The sequence below is a fragment of the Sphingomonas sp. OK281 genome (assembly GCF_900115295.1).
Taxonomy (GTDB): Bacteria; Pseudomonadota; Alphaproteobacteria; order Sphingomonadales; family Sphingomonadaceae; genus Sphingomonas.
Genome location: NZ_FOVZ01000002.1, coordinates 812,333 through 831,811 on the forward strand (window position 1 = coordinate 812,333; position 19,479 = coordinate 831,811).

Annotated in this window: 17 protein-coding genes and 1 pseudogene; 10 read left to right on the forward strand and 8 right to left on the reverse strand. The window is 65.1% G+C overall.

Annotated features, from left to right (window positions below; all coding sequences use genetic code 11):
• Positions 1 to 76 precede the first annotated feature (76 nt).
• The 4 genes and pseudogenes from BM244_RS09850 to BM244_RS09865 all read left to right on the forward strand — a co-directional run.
• Positions 77 to 310 (forward strand): annotated as a pseudogene (locus BM244_RS09850) (3TM-type holin); the annotation flags it as partial.
• A 265-nt stretch (positions 311 to 575) separates the two neighbouring features.
• Positions 576 to 1,118: an ATP-dependent protease subunit HslV gene (gene hslV / locus BM244_RS09855; RefSeq protein WP_056066793.1), complete on the forward strand. Its 543-nt coding sequence runs from the start codon at positions 576 to 578 to the stop codon at positions 1,116 to 1,118.
• A gap of 118 nt (positions 1,119 to 1,236) precedes the next feature.
• Positions 1,237 to 2,532: an ATP-dependent protease ATPase subunit HslU gene (gene hslU / locus BM244_RS09860; RefSeq protein ID WP_093398726.1), complete on the forward strand. Its 1,296-nt coding sequence runs from the start codon at positions 1,237 to 1,239 to the stop codon at positions 2,530 to 2,532.
• A gap of 120 nt (positions 2,533 to 2,652) precedes the next feature.
• Complete coding sequence (locus tag BM244_RS09865; RefSeq protein WP_093399081.1) at positions 2,653 to 3,318, forward strand: nitroreductase; 666 nt, start codon at positions 2,653 to 2,655, stop codon at positions 3,316 to 3,318.
• Positions 3,319 to 3,523: 205 nt separating this feature from the next.
• On the opposite strand, the gene BM244_RS09870 is transcribed toward BM244_RS09865, so the two are convergent.
• The 4 genes from BM244_RS09870 to BM244_RS09885 all read right to left on the reverse strand — a co-directional run bounded on the left by BM244_RS09870 (position 3,524) and on the right by BM244_RS09885 (position 6,623).
• Positions 3,524 to 3,790, reverse strand: coding sequence for a hypothetical protein (locus BM244_RS09870; RefSeq protein ID WP_093399082.1), 267 nt, complete (start codon positions 3,788 to 3,790; stop codon positions 3,524 to 3,526).
• Between the two features lie 57 nt (positions 3,791 to 3,847).
• Positions 3,848 to 5,275 carry a DEAD/DEAH box helicase gene (locus BM244_RS09875; RefSeq protein WP_093398727.1) on the reverse strand — a complete coding sequence of 476 codons (1,428 nt, stop codon included), beginning with the start codon at positions 5,273 to 5,275 and terminating at the stop codon, positions 3,848 to 3,850.
• A 210-nt stretch (positions 5,276 to 5,485) separates the two neighbouring features.
• Positions 5,486 to 6,217: a Crp/Fnr family transcriptional regulator gene (locus tag BM244_RS09880; RefSeq protein ID WP_254784364.1), complete on the reverse strand. Its 732-nt coding sequence runs from the start codon at positions 6,215 to 6,217 to the stop codon at positions 5,486 to 5,488.
• 163 nt (positions 6,218 to 6,380) lie between these two features.
• Entirely contained in the window at positions 6,381 to 6,623 is a 243-nt protein-coding gene (locus BM244_RS09885; RefSeq protein WP_093398728.1) for a DUF6894 family protein, read from the reverse strand.
• 187 nt (positions 6,624 to 6,810) lie between these two features.
• Here BM244_RS09885 and BM244_RS09890 point away from each other — a divergent pair, with 187 nt between their 5' ends.
• The 5 genes from BM244_RS09890 (at position 6,811) to BM244_RS09910 (ending at position 13,530) form a co-directional block, all read left to right on the forward strand.
• Positions 6,811 to 7,830 carry a fumarylacetoacetate hydrolase family protein gene (locus BM244_RS09890; RefSeq protein ID WP_093398729.1) on the forward strand — a complete coding sequence of 340 codons (1,020 nt, stop codon included), beginning with the start codon at positions 6,811 to 6,813 and terminating at the stop codon, positions 7,828 to 7,830.
• 139 nt (positions 7,831 to 7,969) lie between these two features.
• The gene (locus tag BM244_RS09895) at positions 7,970 to 9,259 is read left to right on the forward strand and encodes a thiamine pyrophosphate-dependent enzyme (protein WP_093399084.1); all 1,290 of its coding nucleotides are present in this window, start codon (positions 7,970 to 7,972) and stop codon (positions 9,257 to 9,259) included.
• A 56-nt stretch (positions 9,260 to 9,315) separates the two neighbouring features.
• Positions 9,316 to 10,323 carry an alpha-ketoacid dehydrogenase subunit beta gene (locus BM244_RS09900; protein ID WP_056053047.1) on the forward strand — a complete coding sequence of 336 codons (1,008 nt, stop codon included), beginning with the start codon at positions 9,316 to 9,318 and terminating at the stop codon, positions 10,321 to 10,323.
• Positions 10,323 to 11,702 (forward strand): dihydrolipoamide acetyltransferase family protein, encoded by a 1,380-nt coding sequence (locus tag BM244_RS09905; protein WP_093398730.1) that lies wholly within the window; start codon positions 10,323 to 10,325, stop codon positions 11,700 to 11,702. Before BM244_RS09900 ends, BM244_RS09905 begins: the two co-directional genes overlap by 1 nt.
• A gap of 241 nt (positions 11,703 to 11,943) precedes the next feature.
• The gene (locus BM244_RS09910) at positions 11,944 to 13,530 is read left to right on the forward strand and encodes a hypothetical protein (RefSeq protein ID WP_093398731.1); all 1,587 of its coding nucleotides are present in this window, start codon (positions 11,944 to 11,946) and stop codon (positions 13,528 to 13,530) included.
• Positions 13,531 to 13,576: 46 nt separating this feature from the next.
• Here the strand turns inward: BM244_RS09910 and BM244_RS09915 are convergent, their stop codons facing one another.
• Entirely contained in the window at positions 13,577 to 14,773 is a 1,197-nt protein-coding gene (locus BM244_RS09915) for a thiolase family protein (RefSeq protein ID WP_093398732.1), read from the reverse strand.
• A 123-nt stretch (positions 14,774 to 14,896) separates the two neighbouring features.
• Between BM244_RS09915 and BM244_RS09920 the strand changes: the two genes are divergently transcribed.
• A complete protein-coding gene (locus BM244_RS09920) occupies positions 14,897 to 15,685 on the forward strand; it encodes an enoyl-CoA hydratase/isomerase family protein (protein ID WP_093398733.1) in 789 nt (262 codons plus the stop codon).
• Positions 15,686 to 15,890: 205 nt separating this feature from the next.
• Here BM244_RS09920 and gorA read toward each other — a convergent pair whose 3' ends face one another.
• The 3 genes from gorA to pgi all read right to left on the reverse strand — a co-directional run bounded on the left by gorA (position 15,891) and on the right by pgi (position 19,405).
• Positions 15,891 to 17,246, reverse strand: a complete 1,356-nt coding sequence (gene gorA, locus BM244_RS09925) for a glutathione-disulfide reductase (RefSeq protein WP_254784366.1) — start codon at positions 17,244 to 17,246, stop codon at positions 15,891 to 15,893.
• A 106-nt stretch (positions 17,247 to 17,352) separates the two neighbouring features.
• Positions 17,353 to 17,730: a DUF4174 domain-containing protein gene (locus tag BM244_RS09930; protein ID WP_093398735.1), complete on the reverse strand. Its 378-nt coding sequence runs from the start codon at positions 17,728 to 17,730 to the stop codon at positions 17,353 to 17,355.
• Positions 17,731 to 17,914: 184 nt separating this feature from the next.
• The gene (gene pgi, locus BM244_RS09935; protein WP_093398736.1) at positions 17,915 to 19,405 is read right to left on the reverse strand and encodes a glucose-6-phosphate isomerase; all 1,491 of its coding nucleotides are present in this window, start codon (positions 19,403 to 19,405) and stop codon (positions 17,915 to 17,917) included.
• Positions 19,406 to 19,479 lie beyond the last annotated feature (74 nt).

Genomic DNA, 19,479 nt, shown 5'->3' on the forward strand with positions numbered 1-19,479 from the left:
AACGCTCCCAGCGTCTACACTTCCTATACTTCACTTTTGCCGGAGGCAGCCAATGACCCCGCAACCCCTTGATCCCGCACCAGATCCCTGGACCACCCGCGCTCGCCCGACGTTCCTCTACGTGATGTACACTTTGCTGCTCGGTGCGATCCCCGCAGGCCTGATCGCCGCCGTCCGCCCGCAAACGGCGCAGGCAATCGCGGCCGGCATGGCGGCGTACCTCAACGCCATCCCCGAACCCCTCTACGCGCTCTTCGGCACCGGCTATCTAGGCTACACGGTGGCAAGGGAATGGGGGAAGGGGCGATGAGATGCGCCGGCCTTAAGACGTCATTCGCGCAGAACAAATCGCCCGCACTCCCCACACCCGTTCGTGCCGAGTAGCGACCGAGTAGCCCGCTTGGGCGTATCGAGGGCGCGTATCGAGGTACAGGAAGCGCGCGCAACCTCAGTCCTTCGATACGCACTCTCGACAAGCTCGATCGCTACTCGGGACGAACGGCATGGGTGCAGGGGGGCGTTGCACCCCCAAAACCAAACCCTACATCGCGCCTATGAGCAACGACCCCCACGCCATGCCGACATGGCACGGCACCACGATCCTCTCGGTCCGCCGCGGCGGCAAGGTCGTCGTGATCGGCGACGGCCAGGTCTCGATGGGCCAGACCGTCATGAAACCCAACGCGCGCAAGGTCCGCCGCCTAGGCGACGGCAGCGTCATCGGCGGATTCGCCGGCGCCACCGCCGACGCCTTCACCTTGTTCGAACGCCTCGAACGCAAGCTCGAAGCGCACCAGGGCCAACTCCTGCGCGCCGCGGTCGAGCTCGCCAAGGACTGGCGCACCGACAAGTTCCTCCGCAACCTCGAGGCGATGATGATCGTCGCCGACAAGGACGTCACGCTGATCCTCACCGGCAACGGCGACGTCCTCGAACCCGAGAACGGCGTCGCCGCAATTGGCTCCGGCGGCAACTACGCGCTCGCCGCAGCCCGAGCGCTGGTAGAATACGAGACCGACGCCGAAGTCCTCTGCCGCAAGGCAATGGGCATAGCGTCCGAACTCTGCGTCTACACCAACGACCGCCTCACGGTCGAAACGATGGATTCGACTACCTAATCCCCCTCCCGCTTGCGGGAGGGGTTAGGGGAGGGGCTGAAATACACCCACCCAAGCCTTCCGCTGCGGCCACGCCCTCCCCCGACCCCTCCCGAGCGGGAGGGGAGAAGGTAACAAAATGAACGACCAGCTCACCCCAAAGGCAATCGTCGCCGCGCTCGACGCCCACATCATCGGCCAGGCCGCCGCGAAACGCGCGGTCGCCGTCGCGATGCGCAACCGCTGGCGCCGCCAGCAGCTCAGCGAAGACCTCCGCGACGAGGTCACGCCGAAGAACATCCTGATGATCGGACCGACCGGCTGCGGCAAGACCGAGATCAGCCGCCGTCTGGCCAAGCTCGCAGACGCGCCGTTCGTCAAGGTCGAGGCGACCAAGTTCACCGAGGTCGGCTATGTCGGCCGCGACGTCGAACAGATCGCCCGCGACCTCGTCGAGGAAGCCATCCGCCTCGAAAAGGAACGCCGTCGCGTCGCCGTCAAGGACAAGGCGGAAGAGGCGGCGATGTCGCGCCTGCTCGACGCGCTCACCGGCAAGAACGCGAGTGAAGCGACGCGCGAGAGCTTCAAGCAGCGCTTCCTCGACGGTCATCTCAACAACGCCGAAGTCGAGATCGAGATCGAGCAGGCGCCCGCCATGCCGTTCGAGATCCCCGGCGGCGCGCCGCAGATGATCAATCTCGGCGAGATGATGAAGTCGTTCGGTGGCGGCCAGCAGTTGAAGCGTCGCAAGCTGACCGTCCACGCGGCGTGGGACAAGCTCGTCGAGGAAGAGGCCGACAAGCGCCTCGACCAGGACGAGGTCAGCCGCGCAGCCTTGGCTGACGCGGAAGCCAACGGCATCGTCTTCCTCGACGAGATCGACAAGATCGCGGTCTCCGACGGCCGCGGCGGCTCGATCAGCCGCGAGGGCGTCCAGCGCGACCTGCTGCCCTTGATCGAAGGCACGACGGTGGCGACCAAGTACGGCCCGATGAAGACCGATCACATCCTCTTCATCGCTAGCGGCGCGTTCCACGTCGCAAAGCCGAGCGATCTGCTCCCCGAATTGCAGGGCCGCCTGCCGATCCGCGTCGAGTTGAAGGGCCTCACCGAAGCCGATTTCGTCGCGATCCTGTCGGACACTAAGGCGTCGCTGCCGCTCCAGTACAAGGCGCTGATCGCCACCGAAGGCGTCGGCATCGAGTTCACCGAAGACGGCATCGCCGCGATCGCGCGTATCGCCGCCGAGGTGAACTCCGAGATCGAAAATATCGGCGCGCGGCGCTTGCAGACGGTAATGGAAAAGCTGCTGGAAGAGGTGAGTTACAATGCCGAAGACCGCGGCGGCTCGAACCTCGTCATCGACGGCGCCTACGTCGACAGCCAGCTGAAGGAAATCGCCCGCAACACCGACCTGAGCCGCTTCGTGCTGTAACTAACGGGGGAAGGCAAGCCTTCCCCCATCCGTTCGTGCTGAGCGAAGTCGAAGCACCTGAGTCTCATGCCCTTCGACTTCGCTCAGGACGAACGGAGCGGGGGTGTTAAGGAAAAACCTATGGACGTGACCGAAGCCATAGCCGCTCGCCGCTCCGTCCGAGGCTTCCTCGACACCCCCGTCGATCCCGCTCTCCTCCACGACCTCGCGATAAAAGCGTCCCGAGCAGCAACCGGTGGTAACCTCCAACCCTGGCACATCGCCATCGTCCAAGGCGAACCCCTGGCCTGCCTCAAGGCGACGATGGCCGAAAAACTCGCGGCCGGCGCCACCGAAACCCCAGCCTACGACGTCTACCCGCGAGACCTCGCCGCCCCCTACCGAGACCGCCGCTACGCCGTCGGCGAAGCGATGTACGCCCATCTCGACATCCACCGCGACGACAAGCCCGCCCGCCGAGACTGGTTCGCCCGAAACTTCCAGTTTTTCGGAGCCCCCGCCGCGTATTTCTGCACCGTCGACAAGCGCATGGGCCCGCCGCAATGGTCGGACCTTGGCATGTATCTGCAGAACCTGATGCTGCTCGCGGTGGAGGCGGGGCTAGCCACCTGCCCGCAGGAATGCTGGGCAATGTACCCGGAAACGGTCGGTAGGGTCTTGGACATGTCCGAAGACCGCATGCTCTTCTGCGGCATGGCGGTCGGCTACGAGGACAAAAGAGCGCCTGTCAACGCGCTGCGCACGGAGCGCGCGGACGAAGCGGAATGGCTGACAACGATCAGCTAATTTAGGGTATCGAAGCTCACCAAAACACCACTCCGGCGAAGGCCGGGGCCCAGTTGGGGGACGATTGTAACGGATGAAAGCGCTTCGTTACGCCGGCCTTGCCAACTGGGCCCCGGCCTCCGCCGGGGTGGTGGCGTTTGCGGCATTGTTCACCCGCGAAGGCGGGTGCCCAGACTGGGTCCCCGCCTTCGCGGGGAAACAAGGATCAGAGGATTACCGTCTGGGGTTTGGCGCCCTTGATCCCCGCGAGGATCATCGCTTCCCAGACCGCAGGGTCACCCGCCGCGGCCATCGCCTTGTCAGGCTCGCGCAACGTCTTCAGCACCGCCAGCGCATCGGGCAGATAATCCGCCCACGCATCGTCGATCAGCCGCGACGCCGACTCGGCATCGCCGCCGGCATTCGCGCTGATCCGCTGTCCCGCCAAAACGCGCGCGACGCGTTCGGCGACAGGTGTAGTGGAAACGTCCATGAGCATTCTCCTCGCGGGACCGGTCTACACCAAACCCGCGAGGCGAACGAATGCTCCTCAGCGTGCCGAGCTCGGCCCTGCACCGCGCGCAGGACCACGACCGCCGCCACCAGCCGGACGACCGCCGCCCTGACCACCAGGACGACCACCGCCCTGCGGCCGACCGCCGCCGCCCTGACCGCCGCCACCCTGGCCACCACGGCTAGCACCCGCATAGTTACGCCCGGTCGTCCCGGTAGCCCGCGGCGAATGCGTCGCGCGCGGACGGGCCGGATCGCGCGGACGGTCGATCCGGACCTCGGGATCGGCACCCATCGTCTTCACGCGCGTCTGCTTGATCTGGTTCGACAGGTTAACGAAATCGTCCGGCAGCGACCGGACCTGAACCTTCTGGCGCGTGATCCGCTCGATATCGCGCAGGTAGGCCTTCTCGTCATCCGCGCAGAAGGCGACGGCGATGCCGCTCGCGCCCGCACGCGCGGTACGGCCGATGCGGTGGACATACTGCTCCGCGACGTTCGGCAGCTCGAAGTTGATGACGTGTGAAACGCCCGAGACGTCGATGCCGCGTGCGGCGATGTCGGTCGCGATCAGGACCTTGACCTTGCCCTGCTTGAACTCGCCGAGGGCCCGCTCGCGCTGTCCCTGGCTCTTGTTGCCGTGGATCGCGTTCGAGGCGATTCCGTTGCCCGCGAGCAGCTTCACGACGCGGTCTGCGCCATGCTTGGTACGCGTGAACACGAGCGCGCGGTCGATCGCCGGATCGGCCAGCGTGATCGTCAGCAGCGCCTGCTTCTCCGACTGGTTGCAGAAGGTGACATACTGGTCGACGCGCTCGGCCGTCGTCGCGGCCGGCTTCACCGACACCGTCTTCGGATCGAGCAGGAACTGGCTGGCCAGCTCGCGGATCGCGACCGGCATCGTCGCCGAGAAGAACAGCGTCTGGCGCTTCTTCGGCAGCATGCGGACGATCTTCTTCAGCGCGTGGATGAAGCCGAGGTCCATCATCTGGTCGGCTTCGTCGAGCACGAGGATCTCGATCATCGACAGGTTGACGAAGCCTTGCTCGATCAGATCGATCAGGCGGCCCGGCGTGGCGACGAGGATGTCGACGCCGCGGCTCATGTCCTGGCGGTTCTTGTTGATGCTGGTGCCGCCGAACACGGTCGTCACCGACATCTTGCTAAACTGACCGTACGCGCGGGCGCTGTCTGCAATCTGGCTTGCCAGCTCACGGGTAGGTGCAAGCACCAGCATGCGGCAATGCGTCGGCAGGACACGCTTCTGGTTTTCGGTCAGGCGCTGGATCGACGGCAGCACGAATGCGGCGGTCTTGCCGGTGCCGGTCTGCGCGATGCCGAGCAGATCGCCGCCTTCGAGCAGGATCGGGATCGACTGGGCCTGGATCGGCGTCGGCTCGGTATAGCCCTTGGCTTCGAGCGCACGGACGAGCGGCTCGGCAAGGCCGAGGTTTGCAAATGACATGGAGAGTCTCTCAAATAGATGCCGGGCTCGCGAATCCACACAAGGACGCGCGAGGGGCGGTGGTGTTTTGACACCCCGCGTGAAAAGGGAAGCCCGTTGGAAACGACCGAGGCGGAGCTAAGACCGGCTAGGGTCCAATCACGCTGCATTACGCCTCGATGGAGCGCATCTGCAGCAAAGCGCGCGAAAAGTCAAATTTCGTGCGTCGGGTCAGATCCGCGTCTGATTTAGATGCAGATACCGCTCGTTGAACTCCGCCGTGTCGCGCAAGCCGGGCCAGTCGATGACACTGACCTGGCGTTTTTTCCGCGCGATCAGTCCCGCGGCTTCGAGCGACTTCAGCACGCGGTTTACATGGACCGGAGTCAGACCAAGCGCGTCGCCGAGCTGTTCTTGGGTCATGGGTAGTTCATAGGCCATGTCGTCGCCTGCCGACGTCCTGAACCGCACGGAAAATTCGCAAAGCAGGTGTGCGAGACGCGTCCGCGCATTACGACGTCCGATGTTCAGCAGCCACTCCCGGTGGATCGACGCTTCGACCAGCGCATCGACCCACAGCGTCTGGCCGGCAGCGGGGCAGGTTGCAACCAGTTCGCGCAGGGCGGTGATCGGAATTTCGGCCAGGGTCAACCGGGTCAGCGCCTGGATGTCGTGATCGGATTCTTCCAGAAACAGGTTCTGAAGATCGACGAACTCGCCCGGCATTATGATCGACACGATTTCCCGCTCGCCGTTAGGTGTCAGTTTCTGGCGATAGGCCAGGCCTTCGACGATGAAGGCGCACCGTGTCGGATGCTGCCCTTCGCGCAGCATGTACGTCGATGGCTCGATGGTTCGCACCTTGAACGGCAGCGCCGCGATTTTGGCGCGGTCCTCCGCCTGCATCGTCACGCGCGACGCGAACTTTCGAACCAACTGATTACTTACTGTGGAGATATCCACGCGCACGCTCCGCATCCCGGGCAGGAGCAATCCCCTCGCTGTCACCCCCATCGGGATAGCGCGTCGGAACGGGCACGGCCTTATCCCAGGATGGAGCGCCCCGACAAAACCCATGTTATTGTCGAGAGTTGCGCCGCGCAGGCTGCCGATGGCTAAAAATCGATCAGGAATCGGGATCGCCAGGATCGTCCGTCGTTACCGCGACGGAGAGCAAGATCGTTCCCATTTCGTCGCGAACCGCGACGCGCAAATGTCCCCCGTTCGATACCAAATGGGGATTGTCGCGCAGATAGTCGCCGGCAAATATTACCGCCTGAATACGCGCCGCGTCAGCGTCGGCTAGTTCCGTTCCCTCCTCGTCGACGTAGCGTTCGTGGTTGTCGATATCGAAGAAGTATCTGGGCATGCTGGATATCCTCGATCTGGGGGCATGATCGATCTTACCGTCAAGCGAGGCACGCCGCTCTTACTAAAATCAGGTCCGACGAAGTTATGCAGGCTGGATGTTTGGGGCGCTGCCTCCCTCACGTCAGTGCTCGACTTCGATCGAGACAAAGGCGTAGGAGTCGGAAAACATCGAGAGGATCCGCCCCATGAAACTGGCCAGTCTGAAGCAGCCCGACGCTATCCGCGGGCGAGACGGCAAGCTCGTCGTCGTCTCCAACGACCTCGCCTGGTATGCCGATGCGAGCCACATCGCGCCGACGCTGCAGGCCGCGCTCGACGACTGGGACCGGTTGTCGCTCGACCTCCAGAACCTGGCGACCGATCTCGAGCACGAGATGATCCCGATGCGACGCTTCCACGAGCATGACGCCGAGTCGCCCTTGCCGCGCGCATATCAATGGGCGGATGGCTCGGCATACGTGAATCATGTTGCGCTAGTGCGACAGGCGCGCGCCGCGGAGATGCCCGACAGCTTCTGGCACGATCCGTTGATGTACCAGGGCGGCTCGGACGGGTTCCTCGGGCCCCGCGATCCGATCCCGCTCGCTGACGAGTCCTGGGGTTGCGACATGGAGGCCGAGGTCGTCGTCGTAACCGGCGACGTCCCGCTCGGCGCGAGTCGCGACGAGGCGCTGGCGGCGATCCTGCTGGTCGGGCTGACCAACGACGTGTCCTTGCGCAACCTGATCCCCGGCGAACTCGGCAAGGGCTTCGGCTTCTTCCAGTCGAAGCCGGCCAGCGCGTTCTCGCCCGTCTTCGTCACGCCCGATTCGCTCGGCGACTGGTGGAAGGACGGCAAGCTGCACCGCAAGCTGATGGTCGACCTCAACGGCCAGCCGCTCGGTCGCGCCGAGGCGGGCGAAGACATGACGTTCGATTTCGGCACGCTGGTCGCGCACGCCGCCAAGACCCGGAAGCTCGGCGCGGGAACGATCGTCGGCTCCGGCACCGTCTCGAACCGCGGCCCCGATGGTGGCCCGGGCAAATCGGTTGCCGAGGGCGGCGTCGGCTATTCCTGTCTCGCCGAAGTGAGGACGATCGAGACGATTCAGGGCGGCAAGCCCGTCACGCCGTTCCTCAAGCAGGGTGATGTCGTCCGTATCTGGGCGGAAGACGACAAGCGCCACCCGATCTTCGGCGTGATCGAACAGACCGTCGGCGGCTGAATTCCGCCGAGGGGGAGAAAAAATCCGCGCGGCACAGCGTGAATGCGCAACTCCCCCTCGCAATCTGCGTTGAAATTTAATAACAAGCCTCGGTAAGAGTGTTCCGCGGTCACAGCGGCCTCATGGAGATGGAATGACGATGGCAAGCGAGCACCCGCGCGCCAATTTGCAGCCACTTACGCTGCATATCCCCGAGCCGAAGTTCCGCCCCGGCGACGCGGTGGACTTCGCCGAAGTCGACGTGCCGCCCGCCGGCCAGGCGCGCCGCCCCGACACCGCGGACAAGGCGTCCGACTTCATCGATCTCGCCTACACGCTGGTCCGCGTGCTCGACGACGACGGCAGTGCGGTCGGCCCCTGGGATCCCAAGCTTTCGCCTGACGTGATGCGCCGCATGCTGCGCAGCATGGCGCTGCTCCGCGCGTTCGACGAACGGATGTTCCGTGCCCAGCGGCAGGGCAAGACCAGCTTCTACATGAAGGCGCTCGGCGAGGAGGCGGTCGCCGTCGCGGCGGCCTATGCGCTCGATTACGAGGACATGTGCTTCCCCTCGTACCGCCAGCAGGGGCTGCTGATCGCACGGGGCTGGAGCCTCGTCGACATGATGAACCAGATCTATTCGAACACGGCCGATAGGCTCGGCGGCAAGCAGCTGCCGATCATGTACTCGGTCAAGGAAGCCGGGTTCTTCTCGATCTCGGGCAACCTCACGACGCAATATCCGCAGGCGGTCGGCTGGGCGATGGCGTCCGCCGCCAAGGGCGACACGCGGATCGCCGCGACCTGGTGCGGCGAGGGCTCGACCGCCGAAGGCGACTTCCACTCGGCTTGCACGTTCGCCGCGGTCTACCGAGCGCCGGTGATCTTCAACGTCGTCAACAACCAGTGGGCCATCTCCAGCTTCTCCGGGTTCGCCGGCGCCGAGGCAACGACCTTCGCCGCGCGCGCGGTCGGCTACGGCATCGCCGGGCTGCGGGTCGACGGCAACGACGCGCTGGCAGTCTACGCCGCGACCGAATGGGCTGCCGAGCGCGCGCGTACCAACCAGGGCCCGACGCTGATCGAGCACTTCACCTACCGCGCGGAAGGCCATTCGACCTCCGACGATCCCGGCCAGTATCGCAGCGAGGGCGAACCCAATGCCTGGCCGCTCGGCGACCCGATCAAGCGCCTGAAGGACCACCTCATCGCGATCGGCGAATGGGACGACGAGCGTCATGCAGCACAGGACAAGGAGCTCGCCGAGCAGGTCAAGGCTGCGCAGAAGGAAGCCGAGAAGAACGGCATTCTCGGCCACGGCCTGCACCAGCCGCTCGAATCGCTGTTCGACGGCGTGTTCGAGGAATTGCCGTGGCATCTGAAGGAGCAGCGTCAGCAGATGCTCGACGAAGAAACGGCCAGCGGCCGTCCATGGGATCGCAAGGCATGAGCGACATGATCGAGACACCCGAGTCGGAAGCAACGGACGCCGAACCCACCACCCGCATGAACATGATCCAGGCGATCAACTCCGCCATGGACATCATGATGGAGCGCGACCCCGACGTAATCGTCATGGGCGAGGACGTCGGTTATTTCGGCGGCGTCTTCCGCGCGACCGCCGGGCTCCAGGCCAAGCATGGCAAGACGCGCGTGTTCGACACCCCGATCACCGAATGCGGCATCATCGGCGTCGCGGTCGGCATGGGCGCGTACGGCTTGCGCCCCGTCCCCGAGATCCAGTTCGCGGATTACATCTATCCCGCGCTCGACCAACTCGTCTCCGAAGCCGCACGCCTGCGCTACCGTTCCGCCGGTGAGTTCACCTCGCCGATCACGGTCCGCTCGCCCTTCGGCGGCGGCATCTTCGGCGGCCAGACGCACAGCCAGTCGCCGGAGGGGCTCTTCACGCACATGTCCGGCATCAAGACGGTCATTCCGTCGACGCCCTATGACGCCAAGGGCCTGTTGATCGCCGCGATCGAGGATAACGATCCGACGCTCTTCTTCGAACCCAAGCGCATCTACAACGGCCCGTTCGACGGCTATTGGGATCGCCCGTCGCAGAACTGGTCGAAGCATCCCGCGGGCGAAGTCCCGACCGGCTATTACAAGATCGAGCTCGGCAAGGCGAAGATCGTCCGCGCGGGCGAGGCGCTCACGATCCTCGCCTACGGCACGATGGTCCATGTCTGCGCGGCCGTGGTCGCCGAAGCCGGGATCGACGCCGAGATCGTCGACCTGCGTACGCTCGTGCCGCTCGACATCGAGACGATCGAGGCGTCGGTGAAGAAGACCGGTCGCTGCATGATCGTCCACGAGGCGACACGCACCAGCGGCTTCGGCGCGGAGCTGTCGGCGATCGTCCAGGAACGCTGTTTCTACCATCTCGAGGCGCCGATCGAGCGCGTGACCGGGTTCGACACCCCGTACCCGCACAGCCTCGAATGGGCCTATTTCCCGGGGCCGGTTCGCATCGGCGAAGCCCTGAAAAAGATCATGAAGGACGCATAATGGCCCGCTTCACCTTCAAGCTGCCGGACATCGGCGAAGGCATCTCCGAGGCCGAGATCGTCGCGTGGCACGTCGCCATCGGCGACCGCGTCGAGGAGGATTCGCCGATTGCCGACATGATGACCGACAAGGCGACCGTCGAGATGGAGTCGCCGGTGACGGGAATCGTCGTCGAACTCGCGGGCGAAGTCGGCGACCAGGTCTCGATCGGCGCCGCGCTGGTGGTGATCGAGACGGATGCGGTCGACGCCGCGGAAGACGTCGTCGCTGCGCCGCTGACGACGGCCCAGACTGAAACCGCCGAGCAATACGAAGCCGAAAACCCCGGTGTCGAAGAAGTGGTCGAGGCAACTCCCTCTCCCCTCCGGGGAGAGGGTCGGGGTGAGGGGCAGCCCCAGGCGGAAACGCCGGCAACTGCCCCAACCCCTCACCCCAGCCCTCTCCCCGCCGGGGAGAGGGAGCAGAAGGCGAGCGCCGCCCCCACAGGCAACGCGGCGCAGCAGCCCCACGCGCTCGCATCGCCCGCAGTCCGCGCCCGCGCGCGCGACCTCGGCATCGACCTTGCCTCGGTAAAAACCGACTCAGACCGAGTCCGCCACGCCGACCTCGACGCCTATCTCCGCTACGGCTCGGGCGAAGGCTACCACCCCCCGCACGCATCGCGCGCCCGCGAAGACCAGCCCATCAAGGTCATCGGCATGCGTCGCCGCATCGCCGAGAACATGGCCGCCTCGAAGCGCGCGATCCCGCACTTCACCTATGTCGACGAGATCGACGTTACCGCCCTCGAAGCGATGCGCGCCGACCTCAACGCCAACCGCGGCGGCCGCCCCAAGCTGACGATGCTGCCGCTGATGATCGTCGCGATCTGCAAGACGATTCCCGACTTCCCGATGCTCAACGCGCGCTACGACGACGAGGCCGGCGTGGTCACGCGCCACGGCGCCATCCACCTCGGCATGGCAGCGCAGACCGACGCCGGGCTCACCGTCCCCGTGATCCGCGACGCCCAGGACCGCAACGTCTGGCAGCTCGCAACCGAGATTACGCGCCTCGCCGAAGCCGCGCGCGCCGGCAAGCTCGCCCCCAACGAAATGGGCGGCGGCACGATCACCGTAACCTCGCTCGGCCCGCTCGGCGGCATCGCCACGACCCCGGTCATCAACCGCCCCGAAGTCGCGATCATCGGCCCCAACAAGATCGTCGAGCGGCCGATATTCCGTTCTGATGGAAGAGGGGGCGACGAGGTCGTCCGCGCCAAGCTGATGAACCTGTCTATCAGCTGCGACCACCGCGTCGTCGACGGCTGGGACGCTGCCAGCTTCGTCCAGGGGCTCAAGAAATACCTCGAAACCCCGGTCCTCCTTTTCGCGGACTGACGTCGCCCCACCCGCGATCGCGCTCGTGGTGCGCGATCGCCGGGTTTACCGTCGATCCGGACCAATCTGACGCGAACCTCAACCGTCTCGGACGCAGACCTGCGTGACGCACGGAACCTTGCGCGCATAGTCGTGCGGCAAGCCTAGCTATCCAGTCAGGACTCTGTCGCAGATCGCCGTGCCGTAAAGTCGGGCGGCGATCGGTGTGTTCCCGTGCGTATCCTCATTCAGGAGACCCGAGATGACCGAACGACGCAAATCCCCGATCGCGCTCAAGGCCGGTGGCCGCGCTTCCTCCCTGTACGCCGTAGAAGGATTCGAAGACGTGGGCGGCCAGGCGGATGTCGCTGCCGCCTATATCACGCAGCTGAAGGAACAGGCTTCCACCGTGCTCGGCAGCGTCGTTGCGGCGTCGTTGGTGCCGGTCGAGTATAACGGCGACTTCAACTGGTCGTGGAACGACGGCACCACCAACGTCAACCAGCCGAGCTACAACTACATCTCGGGCGCCGTGACGGCGTCGACCGATCAGCCCGGCACGGTCCAGGTCGGTGCCGCAGGTAGCCTCGCGCTGCAGTATCAGCAGCTCATCAACGGCATCGCCTGGCAGTTCAGCACCGCGGACAATGCCACGCTGCAGACCGCCAGCACCCAAAGCGCCACGCAGGGCACCGCGGTCGTCGGCACGTATGTGGGCATCTACGGTGCCCCCACGCCGGCACAGATCGCCGCCGCCCAATTAGTCGTTCCCAGCATCGTTACCCCGCTCGACTATATCGTCTTGTACAAGGCAGGCTTCGTGTGGTCGGCCACTCCTGCAGGCTCGATGGGCCTCAGCCTCTTCACCATGCAGCAGGCACAGAATCTTCGGACGTTGCTGCAATATGCCCCGGCGAGCGCTCAGCCCGTCATCCAGGCAATCGTCGGCTATCTCAATACGCTCGGCGGTGCGACACGGTTGATGGACATGCAGTCGCTGGGTGCCTTCACGCTCCAGCAGATCAAGAACAACCTGATCCCGAGCGCGACGAACGGCGGCATCTCGCTGTTCAATCCGCCCAGCACGAACAGCTATCTCGGCTATTCAAGCAACGTGACGCCGCCGCAGATCCTGCAGGATCTCAACAATACCACCCAGCAGGTCACGCTGAGCTTCTCGGCCACCAAAACGCAGAGCAGCTCGTACGACATCAAGTTTGCGGGCGGTGCGTCGCTGGGCTTCTTCGGCAATCTCCTGAACATCAGCGCTGACACGTCGTTCCGTGGGGATGTCGCGGGGCAGAAGAGCTCGGGATCGACCATGAACATCACGATGGTCTATCCCGGCGTCACGATCATCCCGTTCGCGCCGACCGCGTATCTGCAGAATTCGGGTGCGACGCAGGGCTGGTTCTACGAGGCGATCATCTATCAGGCCTTGCAGAGCTTGAAGGCGGGCGCCGGCGCGCAGACCGGGTTCAGCTTCGTCAACGCCGTGCCGGGCGGCATTCCGCTCGGACCGAATGGGCTGTCGTATCTGAAGGCACTTGTGGTCTCGGGCTATCCGACGATCACGGTCGACTTCACCCAAGGCGATTTCACCAGTTTCTCGTCGTGGTTGTCGACCCATACGAAGGTATCGGTCAGCCTGTTCGGCTTTATCCCACTGGGTGGGGCCAGCGTCGATACCTACACTGCCAGCGCATCGCAATCGAGCACCGGATCGGGGTTCACGCTGACGATGACGCCACCCGCTGCCGGGTCGCAGGGCCAGACGATCCCGGTGACCAGCCAGACGGTGCCGGTCCTGGCCGCGCAGGTGTTCCCGCTGGGCGTGTCGGCGTCCTGACGGCATGAAGATGGTGGGGCCGTCACGGCGGCCCCACCATCTTTTCTCAGACGATCTCGAACAACCCTGCGGCGCCCATCCCGCCCGCCGTGCACATCGACACCACGACATAACGCACCCCGCGCTTGCGCCCCTCGATCAGCGCATGCCCGACCAGCCGCGACCCCGTCATCCCGAACGGATGCCCGACCGCGATCGCACCGCCGTTGACGTTGTACTTCTCCGGATCGATCCCGAGGAAATCGCGACAATACAGGCACTGCGACGCGAACGCCTCGTTCAGCTCCCACATGCCGATGTCACCAACCGACAACCCCGCCCGTTCGAGCAGTTTCGGAATCGCGAAGATCGGTCCGATTCCCATTTCCGCCGGGCTGCAACCCGCCGCCTGGAACCCGCGATAGATGCCCAGGATATCCTTGTCCTCGGCCTCGGCCGTCCTGCGGTCCATCAGCAACTGCGCCGACGCGCCGTCCGACAGCTGGCTCGCATTGCCCGCAGTCACGCTCGATCCCGGCCCCGAGAACTCGCCACCCGGCCACACCGTCTTCAGCCCACGCAAACCCTCCAGCGTCGTCCCCGCGCGAATGCCCTCGTCCTGCGACAAGGTGACGCTCTCGATCCCGGCATGCGCGCCCTGCTTGTCGTACAGCGCCTTCTCCACCGTGATCGGCACGATCTCCTCGGCAAATGCCCCGTTCGCGAGGCCCGCTGCAGCGCGTTGCTGACTCATTGCGGCGTATTCGTCCTGCGCCTCGCGGCTGATGCCGTATTTCTCCGCGACGATCTCCGCGGTCTCGATCATCGGGATATACGCCGCCGGCTCCTTCGCCACGACGCTCGCATTGACGAAGCGTGGCGCGTCCTTCGTCACGGTATAGCTGATCGACTCCATCCCGCCCGCCAGCGCGACATCCGCCTCGTCGCACATGATCGTCCGCGCCGCGAGCGCCACCGCGGTCAGTCCCGATCCGCACTTCCGGTCGAGCGTGAACGCAGGGACCGACTCCGGCAGCCCGCCCGCAAAGATCGCCATCCGCCCGGCATTGCCGCCCTGCGTACCCCATTGATTGCCGACGCCCCAAAACACCTCGTCGATCCGCGCCGGATCGATCCCCGCGCGCTCGACCACGGCGTTCATCACATGCCCCGCCAGCACCGGCGCCTCGGTCGCATTGAACGCGCCACGATACGCCTTGCCGATAGCGGTACGGGCGGTCGAGACGATGACGGCTTCACGCATGCTGGAACCTTTCGAGGATCGGGTATGCAGATGACCTAGGCGGTGGCACGATCGTTTGAAAGTGCTTTGACGCTATCCAGCGCGCACGCGGACGGATATCGAGACCGCTTCGAGGAGAATGCAATGACCGATCAGGCTCGCACAGACGGCGTCGACGTCACCCGCGACGGGCATGTCGCGATCGTCACGTTCGCGCGGCCGCCGCACAACTTTGCCGATCTGGCGCTGATCGAAGCGATCGGTGCTGCGTTCGCCGCCGCGGATGCCGACCGCGACGTGCGCGCGATCGTGCTGCAATCCGAGGGCAAGGTATTCTGCGCGGGGGCGGACCTCGTCAACGCCAATCCGGTTGCCGCGGACCGGACGAAAGGCGAGCGCAATCCGTTCTACGTCGCCGCCGCCAAGCTGTTCGCCGTCGAGACGCCGGTCGTCGCCGCGATTCAGGGCGCCGCGGTCGGGGCAGGGCTCGGCCTCGCGCTCGTCGCCGATTTCCGCGTCGCGTCGACGGAAGCGAGGTTCGTCGCCAACTTCGTCCAGATCGGCTTCCACCCCGGCTTCGGTATCTCCGCAGTGCTGGAACGCGTGGTCGGTCGCCAGCGCGCGCTGCTGATGAACCTGACGGGGCGGCGCATCCGGGCTGAGCAGGCTGAGGCCTGGGGATTGGTGGACGCTATCGTTCCCGTCGACCGGTTGCGCGCGGAAGCGCTGTCGCTCGCAAAGGAGATCGCGGCGGGTGCGCCGCTCGCGGTGGGATCGACACGCAAGACGATGCGCGGCGACTTGTTCGCGCTGGTCCAGTCACAAACCGATCACGAACTCGCCGAACAGGCCTGGTTGCAGAAGACCAACGACTTCGCTGAAGGCGTCCGCGCCGTCAGCGAACGCCGTCCCGGCAATTTCACCGCCACCTGATTGTTCCCCCGCGAAGGCGGGGGCCCAGACTGGGCTACCGCCTTCGCGGTAGAACAAGTTGGCAATCGCACCCTTACACCAACTATCTGACATTCCCACGGAGGCGGGAACCCATAATGGCCAGCTTTCGCGGCAAGTTTGCCGGCATATGCCCATCTGGATCCCCGCCTGCGCGGGAATGACGACAGATGCCCAGCGGCCGCCCCTACTTCATCAAGACAAGCTCTTCCGCCATCGTCGGATGCAGCGCGACAGTCGCGTCGAAATCGGCCTTGGTCAGCCCGGCCTTCACCGCCACCGCAGCCGATTGCAGGATCTCCGGACAGTCCGGCCCGATCATGTGGATGCCGACCACCCGGTCGGTCTCGCCATCGCAGATCATCTTGTACAGCGACCGCTCGTTACGGCCTGCCAGCACGTTCTTCATCGGCCGGAAGTCGGAGGTGTAGACCTTCACCGAACCGAGTGCCTGTTTGGCCTGCGACTCGGTCATGCCGACGCCGGCCATCGGCGGGTGGCTGAACACCGCGGCGGGGACGTTGGCATAGTCGACGCGCGTCGGCTTGCCGCCGAAGAACGTGTCGGCGAACGCCTGCCCCTCGCGGATCGCGACCGGGGTGAGCTGGATGCGGTTGGTGACGTCGCCGACCGCGAAGATCGATGCGCAGCTCGACTGGTTGTCCTCGTCGACGACCACCGCGCCCGCCGCGTCCATCTCGACGCCTGCGGTTTCAAGCCCGAGGCCCTTCGTGTTGGGCAAACGGCCGGTCGCGAACATCACCAAATCGACGACGATCGGCTCATGCCCGCTCATCTTGACCGTCAGGCAGCCGTCCGAATCCTTCTCGATGCTCTCGAACGCAGCGTTGAAGCGAAAATCGATGCCCTTGCTCATCGAGATCTGGAGCAACCGGTCGCGGATCGATTCGTCATAGCCGCGCAGGATCACGTCGGTCCGATTGACCAGCGTAACGTGCGATCCAAACTGGTGGAAGATCCCGGCGAACTCGTTGGCGATATACCCTGCGCCGGCGATCAGCACGCGCTTCGGCACATCGTCGAGATGGAACACCTCGTTCGAGGTGATGCCATGCTCGGCGCCGGGGAACTCTGGCACGAGCGGATGCGCGCCGACCGCGATCAGGATCTTCGCGGCGGTCTTAGTGGTGCCGTCGGCGAGCGTGACTTCGTTCGGCCCAGAGACGACCGCGCGCTGGTGGATGATGTCGACATGATTGTTCTGCAACGTGGTCGTGTAGGCGCCGTTGATCCGGTCGACCTCCTCCATCACGTTGTCGCGTAACGTCGGCCAGCTGAACGCGCAATTGTCGGGCACCTGCCAGCCAAACCGCTTGGCATCCTTCAGATCCTCGGCGAAATGCGCGCCATAGATCAGCAGCTTCTTCGGCACGCAGCCGCGGATGACACAGGTCCCGCCGACCCGGTACTCCTCCGCGACCGCAACGCGCGCACCATGCGCGGCGGCAACGCGCGACGCACGCGTCCCGCCCGAGCCTGCGCCGATGACGAAGAGGTCATAGTCGAATTGGGTATCGGTCACAGGCAGTCCTTGCAGGTCACGCGCCGCTGAGCAGCTTTGCATGCCATCTGGGGCAGGGGGCGCTAAGCGGCAACCCCGGCGCGACGATCACGCTGATCGGCTCAGCCTATCGCTGGCCCGCCTTACGCATCGGCATCGCATCGATCGTCGCCTCCAGCGCGGCGGCGGGGAAGGGCTTGGTGCCACGCAGTTTCTCGCCGCCGTCCTTGCCGATCAGGATCGCGGTGAAGGTGGCGGGCAGATGGTATTTGCGGCGGAGTGCGGCCGAGGAATCGGACGCGCCGTGGACTTCGTCCCCGATGATTTCGACAATGCTGAGGTCGCGCGCGGCGGCGTTGGCCTTCCAACCGGCGAGGATACGGTGTTGCTCAGCGAGCGTTGCGTCTCCTGCGGTCGGGGCGGAGACGATCAACACACGCCGCTCCCACTTCATCTGCGCAACGGTGGGGGAGGCGGCGAGTGCGACAGCGAGGAATAGAGGCATTGGGAGACAACGCAGGAAGCGGGCTCGCGCTCCCCTCAACCGCAACCACCCCGGCGGACGCCGGGGCCCAATTGGGAAGGTGGTCGTTTAATGAACCGTGGTTCGCCCAATTGGGCCCCGGCGTTCGCCGGGGTGGAGTAGCCGAGGGCAACTTCAGAATAAGGGGGGAAGCGCCCCCAAAACCTCACCCAAACGCGCGCTTGATCAGGTCATCCGTCGAGGGATCGAACGTCTGTCCGCCCTTCTCCGCAGCCTTCGCCATTTCCTTCCCCAGCTCCACCCCGAACTGGTCGAACGAGTTGATCCCCAGCAGCACGCCGTTCACGAACACCCGGTGCTCATAAAACGCGATCAGCGCGCCCAGCGTCCGCGCATCCAGATCGTCCAGCAGCAACGTCGAAGACGGCCGATCGCCCGAATAGCTCCGCGCCGGATCCTCGACCTGCTTGCCCGCCATCAACGCAGCCCCCTGCGCGAACGCGTTGAGCAACAGCGCCCGGTGATGCTCCTCGGGCAACGTATCGCCCGGCTCGATCACCGCGATGAACTCGACCGGGACGAGATGCGTGCCCTGGTGGAGCAACTGGAACACCGCATGCTGCGCCTCGGTGCCGACGCCACCCCAAGTGATCGCCGCCGACGGCCGCCCGAGCGGCTGGCCGTCGACCGTCACAGACTTGCCGTTCGACTCCATCTCCAGCTGCTGGAGATAGCTCGGCAGCAACCGCAACCGCTCGTCATACGCGAACGGCGCGCGCGTCTCGGCATGCCGGATCTGCGTATAGTACAGGTCCGCGAACGCTGCGAGCGCCGGCGCGTTCTCGTGCAGAGCCGAAAGCCGGAAATGCCGATCCATCTCGGCCGCCCCCTCGAGCAACTCCTCGAACCGGTCCCAACCCAGCGCGATCGCCGCCGGAAAACCGATCGTCGACCACAGCGAATACCGCCCGCCGACGCTCTCCGCGAACGGCAAGATTCGCGTCTCGTCGACGCCCCATTCCATCGCCTTCTCGGGCGACGCGGTCAGCGCGATCACGCGGCCATACGGATCCTCGACATTATGCTCGGTCATCCACTGCAGCACGCTTTCGGCGTTCATCAGCGTCTCGGTCGTGGTGAACGTCTTCGACGCGACCACCAGCAACGTCGCCGCCGGATCGAACTTCGCGAACACGTCCTCCAGCGCCACGCCGTCGACATTGGCGACGATCGCCACGTCGTAGCGCTTGTCGTCACGTCCCAGCGCATCGACCAGCAACTGCGGCCCCAGCGCCGACCCACCGATCCCGACGTGCAGGATATGCCGCACCGGACCGAGCGCCTCGGCCTCGATCGCATCGATCAGCGTCCGCATGCGCTGGTGGCTCGCCTGCGCGATCGCGACGCTCTCGGGCTTGCCCTCGCCGCGCTCGGCGGTGTGCTCGACCGCGCGGCCCTCGGTGACGTTGACGACCTCGCCCGAGAACAGCGCCTGCCGCTTGCCCGACAGGTCCTGCGCCTTCGCCATCTCTTCGAACGCGGTGACCATGTCCGTCGTCAGATGCGTCTTCGACCAGTCGAAGTGGATCCCCGCGACGTCGAGGCTCAGCTTCGAGAGGCGCTCCGAGTCCGCCGCGAACAGGTCAGTCAGCTTGGCGGCGGGCAGGGTTTCGATCTTGGACCAGTCGGCGGTCATGCTACTTCTCCGAATAGACGTGCGCGCCGGTCATGCTGCAAGCGCGAGACCGCGACAACGCTCTTTCGGTGACA

What these genes read in the sequence shown, in the direction of transcription:
- hslV (WP_056066793.1), top strand. Translation starts at nt 576, where the DNA reads ATGCCGACATGGCACGGCACCACGATCCTCTCGGTCCGCCGCGGCGGC.
- hslU (WP_093398726.1), top strand. Translation starts at nt 1,237, where the DNA reads ATGAACGACCAGCTCACCCCAAAGGCAATCGTCGCCGCGCTCGACGCC.
- BM244_RS09865 (WP_093399081.1), top strand. Translation starts at nt 2,653, where the DNA reads ATGGACGTGACCGAAGCCATAGCCGCTCGCCGCTCCGTCCGAGGCTTC.
- BM244_RS09870 (WP_093399082.1), bottom strand. Translation starts at nt 3,790, where the DNA reads ATGGACGTTTCCACTACACCTGTCGCCGAACGCGTCGCGCGCGTTTTG.
- BM244_RS09875 (WP_093398727.1), bottom strand. Translation starts at nt 5,275, where the DNA reads ATGTCATTTGCAAACCTCGGCCTTGCCGAGCCGCTCGTCCGTGCGCTC.
- BM244_RS09885 (WP_093398728.1), bottom strand. Translation starts at nt 6,623, where the DNA reads ATGCCCAGATACTTCTTCGATATCGACAACCACGAACGCTACGTCGAC.
- BM244_RS09890 (WP_093398729.1), top strand. Translation starts at nt 6,811, where the DNA reads ATGAAACTGGCCAGTCTGAAGCAGCCCGACGCTATCCGCGGGCGAGAC.
- BM244_RS09895 (WP_093399084.1), top strand. Translation starts at nt 7,970, where the DNA reads ATGGCAAGCGAGCACCCGCGCGCCAATTTGCAGCCACTTACGCTGCAT.
- BM244_RS09900 (WP_056053047.1), top strand. Translation starts at nt 9,316, where the DNA reads ATGAACATGATCCAGGCGATCAACTCCGCCATGGACATCATGATGGAG.
- BM244_RS09905 (WP_093398730.1), top strand. Translation starts at nt 10,323, where the DNA reads ATGGCCCGCTTCACCTTCAAGCTGCCGGACATCGGCGAAGGCATCTCC.
- BM244_RS09910 (WP_093398731.1), top strand. Translation starts at nt 11,944, where the DNA reads ATGACCGAACGACGCAAATCCCCGATCGCGCTCAAGGCCGGTGGCCGC.
- BM244_RS09915 (WP_093398732.1), bottom strand. Translation starts at nt 14,773, where the DNA reads ATGCGTGAAGCCGTCATCGTCTCGACCGCCCGTACCGCTATCGGCAAG.
- BM244_RS09920 (WP_093398733.1), top strand. Translation starts at nt 14,897, where the DNA reads ATGACCGATCAGGCTCGCACAGACGGCGTCGACGTCACCCGCGACGGG.
- BM244_RS09930 (WP_093398735.1), bottom strand. Translation starts at nt 17,730, where the DNA reads ATGCCTCTATTCCTCGCTGTCGCACTCGCCGCCTCCCCCACCGTTGCG.
- pgi (WP_093398736.1), bottom strand. Translation starts at nt 19,405, where the DNA reads ATGACCGCCGACTGGTCCAAGATCGAAACCCTGCCCGCCGCCAAGCTG.